We start from the raw sequence: 13,614 nt of genomic DNA, 5'->3' as shown, positions 1-13,614 counted from the left end.
TTATGAAGCTTTTTATTTTTTTATGCTGGAGGTGCGTGAGTTCGGTCAAGTGGTAAGGCCAATCCTACTGTAGGTTGTTAGTGAAGTCCAGTAGGTGCAATTTAGAGACGAATCGTCATTGCGAGAACTGGCTAAGTAAAGTTTGCGCTTATTGACTGTCGTCGGGAGGGAATTGATATCGGTGAGACTTATTCGCTAAATGATTCTGGCGATATTCGTGCTTTTCTTAGTTTTTCACTTCGGGTGCATTTATGTAGCCCTGCTTTTCGGGCCAAAAAAAACCCGCGCCTTGCGGTGCGGGTCTTATTTTCAGCTTACGCTTGAGTTAGAACATGTACTTAGCGCGTAATCCTATTACCTGACCCTCACCCATAAAGCGTGAATGCGAACCGGCAACCGTTGGCGTGTCGAAGCTCTGGATAATCACTGCCTCGTCGGTAAGGTTACGACCATAGGCCATGATTTCCCAAGCTTCCGCTCGCAGCCCGATTCGAAGATTTAAACGAGTATAGTCGTCAACCATATCAATCGGATCGTTGTCACCGGCAGGACTGTACTCGTCCCGATAGTTAACTTCACCACTGACAAACAAGTCTAGCTCTCCAAGCGGGTAGCTATAGTCTGCGAACAGCGACCACTCTGTGTCGGAAGCATAGAGAGTGGGTTCACCGCTGAGGTCGTTGTAACTGTTTCCCGCATTGCCCGCTATCCCGCACTCGCGATTGGCGTCAAGCTGAATAGCAGTACAAGGCGCATCGCCAAACTCTGCATAAGTTGCATCAAGCCAGGCGAAACTCAAACCGAGTTGCAGGTTATCGGTAGCCGCCCAGCGAGTATCAACTTCCAAACCCTTGATCTCTGAAGAGCCAGCGTTTTTGACGGTGAATCCCACGCCCTTAAAGATAGCGGTCTGCAGGTTCTCGTACTCGGTATAAAACAGTGCCCAGTTAACGGTCATTGAGCCCTCAAGCAGCGTATGCTTACCGCCAATCTCGAACGCGTCCACCGTTTCATCTTCAAATTCGAAGTCGTCGTTGGGTATGGTGGGGTCGTAGCACGCACTAACATCTACAGAGCCGTCAGCCTCTGGCGTGCATGGCCATTCCCGAAAAGAAACTTCGCCCGGCTCGCCGTCATCTGCTGCGGTAAAACCGCCGCTCTTGAAACCTTGAGAGAAGCTCGCATAAACCATGCCGTAATCACCAACGTCGTATTGCAGAACAACAGATGGAATCAATTCATCAGTGCTGCGATCATCCTTGTATTCGTAGGCGTAGGTGTTGTAGTTCTGTGCTTGTACTTGGCCCAGATAAAATGCGTCGCTCCGAGTATTGTAATTGGAACCGTCAGCGATTGACGTGTCGTCTACCAGGTATTGGCGACTATAGACGTCTTTTTCTTCCCTGGTATAACGCAAACCTAAGGTGACACGGAAGTTATCGGTAACATTAACTGTGCCTTGGGCAAATATCGCCCAGGACTCAGAGTCCAGTTCATACAGGTGATTCCGCCCTATTTGATCCGATGAATACCCAGAAAACAATAGCGGGTCTGTAATCAGAGGGATTAAGGAGGTGACTGGGGTGAATGGAGCGCCAAGGTCTCCAAGGTCTCGTAGCGGTATTGAAGGCAGCGCCGGGCTAAGGCTACTTCCGATGAGATCTCCAACGGTATCATCCGCCGATAGGTCGATGGCAACAAGGCGATCGGTCACCAACTCACTCGAGTCGTAGTAGACTCCAGCCATCCAGTCAATAAAATCACCCCCTGGTGAGGCAAAACGGAACTCTTGGCTGACCTGCTCAAAGTCTTGGTCATCGTCTCGCCCGATCAAGCGTAGTGGCGTCCAGTCGACATCTGAGCCGGATTGCACTTCATAATCAGACCAGCCTGTGACCGACGTTAAGGTGTAGTCGCCAACTTGCCAATTGATATTCATTGCAAAGTTGTTAACTTCGGCATCGTCGCCGTCAGGGTAGCGACCGACGCCAACCTCTGTACCAGACCCGTAGCCGCCATCTTTGTAGGTTTCAAAATCCTCACCAGCCGCGGCGGCATAATCAGGGAAGTTGGTGTCAATCAGGCCGTAAACCAGATCTGCAGTTGCGGATCGATTAGGAACAAATTCGTCTCGCTCTGCGGGTGTCGGCCAGAGCCAGACGCCTGAAGGCGCGCCGACGCGTTCTTCGTTTGAGTTACTGTACTTGAGATTGATGTCGAGATCGTCAGTAGGCTGCCATACCAATGTTACGCGCATGGCCGTCTCTTCAATCTCTGGCTCATCTTGATCCAAATAAGTATTGTCGATGAAGCCGTCTGTTTCGCGATATTTAAAGGCGAATCGCCCGGCTAAATTATCGCTCAAAGAGCCAGAAATACCGCCCTCCACGACCAGGCCGCCATTGGTTTCCGCGGCTAGGGCAATATCACCATTGGCAGGGTCGCCGGGTGTTGGTGAGGCAGACGTAATATTAATTGCGCCAGCAATCGTGTTGCGACCGAACAGTGTGCCCTGGGGGCCGCGCAAAACCTCGACTCGCTCGAGATCCAGAAATGCATTGCGATACTGTCTGCCGCGGCCCATGTAGATGCCGTCTATATACATACCCACAGATTGCTCGAAGCCCTGGTTGTTGCCTGACCCCACGCCTCTCATGTAGATGTTGGTGTTTACCGCTGCATTAGCGATATGGAGATTAGGCACGTAATCTGCAAGGGCAGCCATGTTGGCGATGCCGGCTTCCTGTATCTTCTCACCCTGCATAGCGGACACTGAGATGGGCACATCCTGCAGGCTTTGGGCACGTTTCTGTGCAGTAACAATGATTTCTTCGAGTATTTGCGCAGACGCTATCGTGGGTATCCAGGCCAGTGCGACAGCCGCCGTCAGGGGCGCAACCTTTGACATATGTTTCATAGAACTTCCTCTTTGACTTCTATTTATAGTTATAGTGAAGTGAGCGAGCTCTCGTATCAGTCAGGGCGCGTTTTTTTTATTTGAGAGTCGCTCCCTTGGCAACAGTATAGCTGTTGTTCTTTCTTAATGCTCACCCATAAATCATGCAAAAAATATGCCGTATGAGGCCTTGTAATTTGATGGTTGTTCAGGCTCAGCTTTTGAATAATTTTTCATTATGCGAGTCAATATAAGACGCAATATGGGGCAGTTCGGGGTGGTCTTGGCGCTCCAAGCACCACCTCGTTAACGAAAGTAACGGTTGAGATGGCGTTATGGACGGCGGTGTAGCCACTAAGCGGCGAAAGGTACCGGATAAGTGGGTAACTCAAGTATAGCTGCGGCTTGGGCAGGTGTAGCGATGGGTCGGCCAAATTGCTTTGCCAGTGCCACTACTTCCTCGACCAGTTCTACATTGGATGGCTGGCGGGGGCCTGCGTAAGGCTCTAAACCAACCTGTACATGGCCGCCCCTGATTATGGCTTCTTCAGCGATTCCACAGCGGACACAATCATCACCAAAGCTCGATACGAGCCAGGGCAGATCACAGTCTCCTAACATGCCAAGGTAAGCCTCCAAGCTGGCGATACTGGGCGGCATTCCAAAAGGCAGTTCATCAGATGCAAAATAAAACTTGATAAGGCCGCCCGGGGGAAGCTTTCCAGCCCTGTGGTAGGCCAGCACAAATTTGAGGAAGCTCGGTTCAAAAATTGAAATGCTAAGGCCTATATTCAATCGACCACAGGCCTCAACGTAATAACGAGAATCGTGCATGTCGTTTCGGTACAGCATGTCGGTTGGCGCGAACAGACCTTCTTGATCCAGCATCGACAGATTGAAAGTGCCCGGGTCACACAAGCCTTGTGCTAACAAACCTTCCTCGGCCATGCGTTCCACGTGACTATAGCGTGTTGCTACTGGAACACCCTCCTGGCCAACCGGCATTGTAGGTGTAAGAATCGCATCGGGGCGCTCTTTTAGTAACTCTCGCCATGGTCTGGCGTATCGTTCGTAATCCATTGCACCGCAGCCTCCGAAGACAGGTTCATCGGTGTGATTGTGGATGAGCGCCGCACCAGCGTTCATGCAGGACAATGCATCGGCGACGATTTCCTGGTCCGTGTAGGGTACGTTAGGGTTAGTCGCTTTGCTGGTCGCACCGTTTAAGGATGCCTCAATGATAAGCGGAACATGCACGGTAGATTTCTCGATAGTCGGGGTCGTAATTACTTTACCTGTAATCTTATCGTTGCACATCAGTAGAAATAAGCCGACGAGTACCCCCGAGCGTTATGATCGGTCAGTGGATATCCAATGCTTGCTCGCTGAACGCATGATCTATAATTTAGAAGTGGAGCCAGCGAGTCACCATTGCACTGTATAGGCAATGCACTGTTGCAGTGACTATCTGGGCCCTGGGCGGTAAGACAATTAAGGACTTCGCATGGCAACAGTGATAACGCATTAGGAGATAGTGATTGGTATGTATGCGGTAAATCGTCGTTTTATTCTCAAGTCTTTGGCAGCGTCGGTGGGACTGGCGTTGACTCCCATCAGTTTTGCCAGTTCAGCCCGAACCTTGCCTGTTAACAAGCAAGCAGCAGATTTCGTGATCCACAACGATTTGCCATGGGCACTAGAAACTATGCGAGGTAGTTTCGGCTTTGGTCCTATCACCCCCCTGTCGCGCTTCTTTGTACGTAATAATCTCCCGATGCCCCCGGCGTCCATTCTGGACAGAGCCGATGAGTGGTCTTTCAAGGTCGAAGGATGTGTTGGATCGGGTAGCCTTAGTTTGAGGGATCTTAAAAGCATGCGCGTTCAGACGGTAGCTTCAGTACTGCAGTGTTCAGGCAATGGGCGAGCCTATTCTTCGCACAACCCTTCAGGCTCTCAATGGAGTGTGGGTGCCGCTGGATGCGCACTGTGGACGGGTGTCGCCGTTGCCGATATTTTTGAAAAATTTGGCGGTGTTAGTAATGAGGCGGCATTTCTAACAGGCACAGGTGGCGAATCCTTGCCAGAGGGTATCGATGCATCAATGGTCGCTGTTGAGCGCTCGGTACCGATTCAAAAAGGTCTCGAGGACTGCATGCTTGTTTGGGAAATGAATGGCGCGCCTTTGCCATTGGCGCACGGTGGGCCACTGCGGCTGTTGGTTCCCGGCTATTTCGGCGTCAACAATGTGAAGTGGTTGACCAGACTGGCCGCGACAGCGCAAGAGTCTACTGCAAAAATTCAACAGTCCGGCTATCGACTCCGTGCAATAGGTGAGAGCGGTGGGTTGCAGCACCCCTCCATGTGGCGTATGCCTGTAAAGTCCTGGCTTAATGGCCCCGGTGCCAATGGCCGACCAGTCAAAGCAGGGGCAGCAATGCTCTACGGGGTCGCTTTTTCTGGCGAGCGTGGTGTCGATAAGGTAGAGGTCTCTGGTGACAACGGCAAAAGCTGGCAGGATGCGCAATGGATAGGCCCCGACCTGGGTGTTAATGCCTGGCGCACATTCAGCATTGGCGTGACTCTGGGTGTGGGAGAAAATCGATACGTCACTCGCGCGATCGACAGCGCAGGCGATATACAGCCTGAATTGGCGATACCCAATGAGCGCGGTTATGGCAATAATGGCTGGGCCGACCACGGTCTGAATATTTTGGCAGTCGACGAGCTTCCGGAAACAGCGTCAGCAGACTCTGGTGATGTTCCAATGAATGTGATTATTGAGCAGGCGAGCAAAGAAAAGACCTACACGCTGTCTAAAACGGCACAGAGAGGTAGAGCCATTTTTACTGCCCAGTCACAGCCCAACTGTTCAGTGTGTCATACGCTTGACGCTGCCCAGGCGAAAGGTCTGGTGGGACCGAACCTGGACAAGTTAAAGCCTGGTTTAGCGCAGATAGAGGCGGCGGTCGTGCAAGGCGTAGGGGCAATGCCAGCCTATGGTGGCCAGCTTAGCGGGTCGGAAGTAGAGGCGTTATCGGCCTTTGTGTTCGAGGGCACGCGCTAAGGCGTAACCCTTGCGCCAGGCCGATGCTTCGATACCCGCGCACCCAAAAAACCTTGGTGGTGCAGTGTGTGCTGCTTTATACCCCATTAAGCCATAGCCGAACGTACTGACCGAGACTGCCATATGCGCCGTTATATTATTGTTTTTTTGTTGTCATTGACGCTGTTGCCGATCAGTTTGTTGGGTGGTGCGCCAGGCGAGCTGTTCAGTGGGGCGCCGCGTGATGATGATGGACGCTTTACCAATCTGGCGGGTGATCTGAGTCACGGAACACTCGGCACGCGCTTTCCTTTCATGCTGCGCCGTTTTGGAACTTATTTTCGCAGTGGTAAGGACGCGCCGCAGCGGATACCTAATGACGGGGCTTTCCTGAGGGAGAATGCTCGTCACAGCAAACCCACCGTGACCTGGGTCGGGCATGCCACATTGCTGGTTCAGGTCGAGCATGTCACCTTCTTAACCGACCCTATCTGGTCAAACCGCCCCAGTCCTATACCGCTAATAGGTCCTGGGCGTTTTGTAAAGCCTGGTCTTGCGTTGGAGGATCTGCCGCCCATTGATTTTGTGTTGATTTCTCACAACCACTACGACCATCTGGATCTACCAACACTGCGTTCTTTGGCCAGGCGCGGTCCCGATACCGTATTTTTTGTGCCTCTTGGCAACGGTGATCTTTTACGTAACCAAGGGATCACTAACGTACAAGAACTCGACTGGGGACAGACTGCCCGCTACAAGGGCGCTACCGTGCATTGCCTGCCTGCGCAGCACTGGAGTAAACGCAGTTTGACCGATGACCACAAGGCACTATGGTCTTCTTGGGCGGTGACCGGAGAGCGACGGCGTTTCTACTTCGCCGGCGATACCGGCTATTTTTCCGGTTTTGAGGAAATCGGACGCAAGCTTGGGCCATTTGATCTGGCGGCGGTTCCCATAGGCGCTTACGAGCCGCGGGCGATGATGCGCGAGTCGCACATGAATCCGGAGGAGGCGGTTCTTGCTGCACAGGACTTGCGTGCCGAGACCGCGTTAGCCATACATTTTGGTACCTTTGACCTTTCCGACGAACCCCTGGCGGAGCCCCCGCGGCGCTTCAGGAATGCAGCCGCAGACACTGAGCTTGGTGTCACGGGGGCTTGGGTATTGAGCGTAGGGGAAACACGCGAATTCTAAGCCCGCTCAGGATACTGTCAGCTCAACGGGCGAAACCGGGTAGTGATAATGAACCATCTGAAAAGCTAAACCCGTGGCTAAATACCTGCCAACGGCATCGATTCGCTGCAGAAATCTATTGCAGCTGATGTCCAGCCGGGCAAGAGTGGCAGTCGAACTCACCAGTCAGAGGCAGGCCGCTAGAGGCACCGTCGCGATTACGGGCTACTTGCCTGCAGCTGTTTTCCGCGCCAGGCTTGCTGGATTACGTACGCGCGAATAGCTTCAGCTTCTTCTTGATTGACGATTTCACCTAGTCCAGGCATGCCCTGCTCACTCAACATTCCCTCTCGTACAACTTTGTTCCAGGCCGAGGCTTGATGCAGATAGCCTGACCCTCGCAGATCCGGAATTAGTAGGCCCGATACTGCATTTAGCCCATGACAACCCATGCAAATGTCCTGGTACAGAGCAAACCCTTGGCGTATCTCGCCATCGTCTGCTGTTTGCTCTGGTGGGTTGAAGTCCACACTGGGCTTCCAGGGAACTGCGGGCAAACTGCCGTCTGCGCCCAGTTTAAACGTGAGTACACGGCTGACATTCGGCAGGCTCTCAGCCTGCACAAATTCGCCAAATACCAGGGCAAAAGCGCCACCCCAGCCGACTGCCACTGAGACGTATTGCTCGCCATCGACTTCATAGGTCATTGCTGGCGCAACGATGCCAGTTTGTGCCGGAAACTCCCACAGGCGTTCGCCATTGTCGGCGCGAAAAGCGACGAAGTTACCGTCTGCGGTTCCCTGGAAGACGAGCCCCCCCGCGGTGCTAAGCGTGCCGCCGTTCCAGGTGCCCTTGTGTTCTACTCGCCAGGCTTCGCTATTCGTGCGCGGGTCCCATGCCAGCAGGCGGCCTTTGACCGCGGCTCCATAAGCTGCGCGCTCAGCGGCATCATCGGGAAGACTGCCAACAATGCCATCGATTCCCAGGTTGGCACTGTCACTGCGATACTTAAATTCTTCGGGTTGACCATAAGCCGCGGGGAAGTCTAACACTGGAATGTACACCAGCCCCGTGTCGGGGTTGTAGGACATGGGATGCCAGTTGTGCCCACCGAGATAGGAAGGGGTAATAACGAATGGTTTTTCTTCGTAACGTGCGCCCGGTACTTCAACGGGTCGGCCGGTTTTCATATCAACGTGAGTAGCCCAGGTCACGTCGATATAATTGTTGGCGCTGATAAGGCTGCCATCGGTGCGGTCGAGCACGTAGAAGAAGCCATTCTTGGGCGCCTGCATCAGCACTTTGCGCTCTTTCCCCTCGATCGGGATATCGGCGAGAATAATATGTTGAGTGGCGGTGTAGTCCCAGGACTCGCCAGGTGTTGTCTGGTAGTGCCAAACATACTCACCAGTATCGGGCTTAAGCGCGACAATCGATGACAGAAACAGATTATCACCGCCACCAGGCGAGCGGATTTCGCGGTTCCAGGGGGTGCCATTGCCTACGCCGATGTACAGTAGATTCAACTCAGGATCGTATGCCATGGCATCCCAGACGGTGCCACCACCACCGCCCAGTTCCCACCACTTGCCGTTCCAGGTCTTTGCGGCTAGTTCCATCGCCTTGTTTTCGAAGCCCAGTTCGGGGTTGCCCGGTACGGTGTAAAAGCGCCAGAGCTGTTCCCCGTTATCTACATCGTAGGCTCCAAGAAAACCGCGGACACCGAATTCCGCACCACCGTTACCGATTAGGACCTTGCCATCGATAACTCTGGGTGCACCGGTAATGGTATAGGGGAGTTCAGGGTCTACCGTAGCGACAGACCAGTTGGTTTTTCCAGTGGCAGCGTCAAGGGCTATCAGGCGACCATCCAGTGCGCCTAGAAATACCTGGCCTTTCCAGATGGCAACGCCGCGGTTTACCGCGTCACAGCAGGCATGCCGGGTCTTGTCCTTGGCCACCTCGGGATCAAAAGTCCAAAGCAGTTTGCCATTGCGAGCATCTAAAGCGTGCACAATGCTCCAGGCAGAAGTGGTATACATCACTCCATCGACCACGATGGAAGTTGCCTCTACCCCGCGTTTAGTATTGAGATCAAAGCTCCAGGCCAGCCCCAGTTTGTCCACAGTCTTGGTACTGACTTCGTCCAGTTGGCTGAAGCGCTGTTCGCTATAGTCGCGTCCATAGGACATCCAGGCTCCGGGCTCGTTGTCAGCGTTGAGCAGGCGCTGGGCATCGACGTCCGCAGGACCCTTGTCGCCGGCAAATACAGTGCAGGAAACGACCAGGACCATGGCAGCCGTGAGCAGATGTTGGTTGACTCGAAGAATGGATGGCACTGGCTTTTCCCTCTGAGGCTTTATTTTATTGTATTAGGGTGACTGTAGCGTACAGCGAACGGACACTCCAGTCGCTGAATTATCCTTTGCCGGGATACGGCTCGCACTCATGGCAAGAAACTGTGTCAAAAACTGGACTTCAAGCCTGATCATAAGGCAGATGGGCAGCGTTCTAGAGTTTTATAGGGTGATCGCAGGATCGACACTTTCGCTGAAAGTGGCAGCGCGCCTGCTTAAAACAAGCAGTAGCTGTCTGCCCGCGCGATCTTAACTTGGCAATACCCCGTCGATAGCTGCGATCATGCTGCAAAACGAGATCGTTGCCCCTTACGACGAGAAGTTGCCCTCTGGGGTAAAATGAGGCGTATCCGGAGAAGAGCAGTACCGGACGCGAATTACTAAGTTTATCAAAGCAAATGCCACTGCTGGCCAAATGTATTTTATCTGGGGATATCACCAACTTTAGCATGGTTCCCTTTCCAGGGAGATATTAAGCCAGATAGCCGGCAATAAACCCGCTGGAATCACCCATCGGATATCGCAAATATAGCTGTAGGATTATTATTTTAAATATAAATTTTTGATTCACGGCTCAAATTTTAACTCCAGGTAAAGAGTGGTGTCCGTAGCCATGAATTGTTAGGCGGGAAGCACTGCATTGCTCCTTTGCTCATACCGACTTTTAAGCTAGTAGGATTTCTAATTATAGGATACACAAACAGCCTGTTAAGAGTGAATCTCTCTCCTGATCCTGCTGATGGTGCAAGTGGAGTTTGTGAAATGTTGGTCCAGCGCGGCATCACTGTAACCCTTGAGACTGCCAGCGCTTAAGCGCCCGCGGTGCGAACGGCAGAAGGCGTAGAATTTGACCAGCGCTTAAAAGAACGGCGAAAGTTTGTCGCATCGCTGAAGCCAAGGAGGCTAGCGATTTCTGCGACGGGCAGGGTAGTGCCGTTTAGATATTCCAGTGCCAGTCGATATCGAACCTGATCTAGCAACTGCTGATAGCGGTGACCTTCCCTCGTCAGATGACGCTGCAATGTGCTTTCACTCATATGAAGTAATGCGGCGACCTTCGCACTGGTTGGAAACTCAGAACCCGCCTGCAATAGTATTTGCTGAACACGCTCGCTAACCATGCCGCCCTCAGACCCACGCGATATGAGTCGATCGCACTCCCGCCGAAAAATATCCCGCGCTATAGGGTTGGAGGTGGAGATTGCAGAATCAAGGCTCGCGTAATCGAAGAACATTGCGCTACGCACTGCATTAAAACGGACATCAGGACCAAAGATCGTATGATAGAGCTGCAGATCTGATGGGGGAGCATAGTTAAGCTGCAGATTAATTATCGCGGTTTGACGACCCAGCAAAATACTGCCGCTGTTGATAATCGCAGCATATAGCACCTCGGTATAGAAGCGCTGCAGAGCCTGCGGCAAATGGGCCGCTTTGACCCAAAGCTCCAGTTCACTCTCCCCTCGGTGTATTTCAATTCCAATGCTTGGCAGTATGACTCGGTTGTATCGCACCAGCAGCTTGAGCGCATCACCGATAGTCTCACTAGTCATCAAGGCGTAGCCAAATATTCCCTGTGAGGCAATACTGATTCGGCTGCCGAACTTCAATCCTAACTCTGGATCCTGTGACAAGGTCAGCGCTTTAGTACACGCCGTATCCAGCTGCTGCGCGGTCAGGCTCATCGCTGTCAGCGGTTCCTGATCTGCAACGCCGGTACCGCGCATCAACTGCTCGCGTGATACGCCCAGGGAATCCAGAACCTGTAGCAAGGTCGAAATGTAATAAGCATGCATTTGCTGTCCCCATGACGGTATTTAACCTGACAAATGACCGTATATAACCCTATATTTGACGGTAATTAACCCAAACAATGACGGTATATAACTCCCTTTAAGCTCGATCTGTCAACTAGGATAGCCACTCTTTATTCACGGCTACATCATCACATTTTTGAAAATGCCACAGGAGTTGAGCAATGCCTGCTACGTTACAAACGTTAAATACCCAAACCGATTCGGCGGTGGACGCCTCCATACCTGAAACTGTCGGTGCCACGTCGACAACAAAACAGGCAAGCACGCCGTCCGGGGTAGAGATCAAGCCGCGCAATCGGTCTCACGATATTGCTGCGGCGCTGCAACAAGATTGGTTGGATGACAATGCATTTCTCACTGCCGTATTTAACGGTATGTCGATTACTTTTCCGGCAGGCGAGAAATTTTTCATCGACAGCGTGCGTCACTATCGACAAGACATTACTGACCCGGTACTGCAGGAACACGTTCGAGGTTTCTGCGGTCAGGAGGGTTTTCACCGTCGTGAGCACCAGATTTATAATGAGACACTTTGCGCGGCACGCGGTTATGACCTTCAAAAACTTGAAGGGAAGCTGACACGTCGGCTAGCGTGGGCCCAGAAAAATCTCTCCCCCATACAGAACCTGGCGATTACCGTGGCGATTGAGCACTTCACTGCTGTTCTCTCTGAGCTTTTATTGAGCTCGGACTCGGTTATGGACAAAGCGCACTCATCAATGCGCGAATTGTGGCGCTGGCATGCGGCGGAAGAGATGGAACACAAGTCTGTCGCGTTTGATGTTTTCCTTGCTGTGGGTGGCACTGAGAAATTGCGCATATTCGTAATGCGCCGCGCGACATTTTTAATTGCCCTGGAATTGACGCGCGCCCTGATTTATATATTGCGCAAAGACGGCAAGCTATTCAATCTTAAGCTCTGGTTTAAAGGTCTGGCGGGGCTCTTCGGAAAACAAGGCGCCTTCAGTGGAGGCCTCCAGCCCTATAAAGAATTCTATACAGAGGGCTTTCACCCTTGGCAGCAAGACACACGACATTTACTAACGGAGTGGGCTTCAGAAGACGCAATAGAGTTTGCATAAACACCACAAGGCGCAGTGGCATAATCGCCAGTGCGCCAATAGGATTCATTGACGGAATCTTGTGTCTGGCGGTACTGACGAGTTAACTTTTTAGTATTGCATTGTCGAATTGATTAACTGTCGCCTGTCGACTCTGGCGGTATATCCGTGGGCTGCAGCCCACCAATCGGGAAAAAGTGCGAGAAAAGTAAAGGGGGTCTTCGTAGCCGATTTGCTTTGAAATTTCCTGTATCTGTAGAGTGGTTCGTGTCAGCAGGCGCGATGCCTTGGCAATACGTCGCTCTTCGCGCCAACTGATGAGCGTGCTCCCCGTTCTCGCCTTGAACATGGAAGAGAGCCGGGTTTTGGAAAGTTGAACATGCTGGGCAATGTCTTCTACGGTGAGCGACTTTTCCAAATTGCTATTTATGTAGTTCATAGCGTTTGTTATTCGGCTATCGGTAGGGTCGTTGCCCGCGGGCGCAGAAAAGCGTGCGCAACGGATAAAAATTTGTTCGATAATATTAAGTAACAGCGCCTCTGAACGGCTGTCTGCCAGGGGATCGAAGTCCAGGGTACTTTCAAACAGAGCCTTGATAGCGGGGTAGTCGGCGTCTGGCGCTTTCAGGTGATAGATATGTGGGCCAACCTCGGGCCAGTTCAGCCAGTCCAGTATTCTCGAGTCGGGTTGAAAATAAACCCAGTCGTGGGTCCAGTGGGAAGCGTGTTGCGCCCGTCGGTAGTCGTACATGGCATCTGGTGATAGCAATACCATGTCTCCGGGCTCTGCAAACAGTTCGCGACGGATACAGTTGTAATGGCCTGTGCCACTCACTGACAAGTTCAGGCTCCAGCCGCGGAGTTTTCCGGCAGGTCTTTAGGTAGCGATGTCATTGCTGGCACCCCGGACCATTTTCGTTACAGCGGACAGTGAATGATCTGTAAATAAGTCGTCCATTAGTTCGAGGCACTTGCCTGCATCGATCAAAAAGCGCAGTGCTTCATTTTCTGACAGGCGCAAGACGGGCTCGAACAGGTTTTTCCATTTTTTGATTAAAGCTGGGACCGCGGGCTGTGAAGAAAAACCACCTGCGGCCACCTGCTCAAAATACAGCTGCCCAGTGCGCTCAGTAAGGTTTCCGTGATGATCGCCGGACATCCTCAGCATCGATTCCTTAAGTGCAGCGAGTGTGATGGGCTGCCCTCGAAACACCTTCCAGGCGATATTAGCGTGCCGAATTATGGGAGTGCTAGTCATTAAATATCC

The 13,614-nt window shown here is 52.3% G+C and carries 8 protein-coding genes and 1 pseudogene; 3 read left to right on the top strand and 6 right to left on the bottom strand.

Annotation, left to right across the window (positions count from 1 at the left end):
* Positions 1-325 precede the first annotated feature (325 nt).
* Complete coding sequence (locus EYC87_RS16295) at positions 326-2,917, bottom strand: TonB-dependent receptor (RefSeq protein ID WP_279253800.1); 2,592 nt, start codon at positions 2,915-2,917, stop codon at positions 326-328.
* Positions 2,918-3,250: 333 nt separating this feature from the next.
* On the bottom strand, positions 3,251-4,153 hold the full coding sequence (locus EYC87_RS16290; protein ID WP_279253799.1) for a beta-keto acid cleavage family enzyme: 903 nt from the start codon (positions 4,151-4,153) through the stop codon (positions 3,251-3,253).
* A gap of 286 nt (positions 4,154-4,439) precedes the next feature.
* On the opposite strand from EYC87_RS16290, the gene EYC87_RS16285 reads away from it, so the two are divergent.
* Positions 4,440-5,960, top strand: a complete 1,521-nt coding sequence (locus EYC87_RS16285; RefSeq protein WP_279253798.1) for a molybdopterin-dependent oxidoreductase — start codon at positions 4,440-4,442, stop codon at positions 5,958-5,960.
* A 123-nt stretch (positions 5,961-6,083) separates the two neighbouring features.
* Positions 6,084-7,133, top strand: coding sequence for an MBL fold metallo-hydrolase (locus EYC87_RS16280; RefSeq protein WP_279253797.1), 1,050 nt, complete (start codon positions 6,084-6,086; stop codon positions 7,131-7,133).
* A 197-nt stretch (positions 7,134-7,330) separates the two neighbouring features.
* Here the strand turns inward: EYC87_RS16280 and EYC87_RS16275 are convergent, their stop codons facing one another.
* Together EYC87_RS16275 and EYC87_RS16270 are read right to left on the bottom strand one after the other, a co-directional pair.
* Positions 7,331-9,451, bottom strand: coding sequence for a PQQ-dependent dehydrogenase, methanol/ethanol family (locus EYC87_RS16275; RefSeq protein ID WP_279253796.1), 2,121 nt, complete (start codon positions 9,449-9,451; stop codon positions 7,331-7,333).
* Positions 9,452-10,278: 827 nt separating this feature from the next.
* Positions 10,279-11,265, bottom strand: coding sequence for an AraC family transcriptional regulator (locus tag EYC87_RS16270; protein WP_279253795.1), 987 nt, complete (start codon positions 11,263-11,265; stop codon positions 10,279-10,281).
* Between the two features lie 182 nt (positions 11,266-11,447).
* On the opposite strand from EYC87_RS16270, the gene EYC87_RS16265 reads away from it, so the two are divergent.
* Entirely contained in the window at positions 11,448-12,368 is a 921-nt protein-coding gene (locus EYC87_RS16265) for a metal-dependent hydrolase (protein WP_279253794.1), read from the top strand.
* Between the two features lie 82 nt (positions 12,369-12,450).
* Here EYC87_RS16265 and araC read toward each other — a convergent pair.
* Both araC and EYC87_RS16255 read right to left on the bottom strand, forming a co-directional pair.
* Positions 12,451-13,212 (bottom strand): annotated as a pseudogene (gene araC, locus EYC87_RS16260) (arabinose operon transcriptional regulator AraC); the annotation flags it as partial.
* Positions 13,213-13,224: 12 nt separating this feature from the next.
* A complete protein-coding gene (locus tag EYC87_RS16255; RefSeq protein ID WP_279253793.1) occupies positions 13,225-13,605 on the bottom strand; it encodes a hypothetical protein in 381 nt (126 codons plus the stop codon).
* Between the last annotated feature and the right edge of the window lie 9 nt (positions 13,606-13,614).

It is taken from the genome of Candidatus Seongchinamella marina, from assembly GCF_026262685.1.
GTDB lineage: Bacteria > Pseudomonadota > Gammaproteobacteria > Pseudomonadales > Halieaceae > Halioglobus > Halioglobus marinus.
The sequence above is the reverse complement of the archived record's forward strand: the minus strand, read 5'-3'. Positions and strand labels throughout refer to the sequence as shown.

Excerpts from the sequence above, each read along its gene's own strand:
- EYC87_RS16270 (WP_279253795.1), bottom strand. The coding sequence starts at position 11,265 with ATGCATGCTTATTACATTTCGACCTTGCTACAGGTTCTGGATTCCCTG.
- EYC87_RS16280 (WP_279253797.1), top strand. The coding sequence starts at position 6,084 with ATGCGCCGTTATATTATTGTTTTTTTGTTGTCATTGACGCTGTTGCCG.
- EYC87_RS16285 (WP_279253798.1), top strand. The coding sequence starts at position 4,440 with ATGTATGCGGTAAATCGTCGTTTTATTCTCAAGTCTTTGGCAGCGTCG.
- EYC87_RS16255 (WP_279253793.1), bottom strand. The coding sequence starts at position 13,605 with ATGACTAGCACTCCCATAATTCGGCACGCTAATATCGCCTGGAAGGTG.
- EYC87_RS16265 (WP_279253794.1), top strand. The coding sequence starts at position 11,448 with ATGCCTGCTACGTTACAAACGTTAAATACCCAAACCGATTCGGCGGTG.
- EYC87_RS16295 (WP_279253800.1), bottom strand. The coding sequence starts at position 2,917 with ATGAAACATATGTCAAAGGTTGCGCCCCTGACGGCGGCTGTCGCACTG.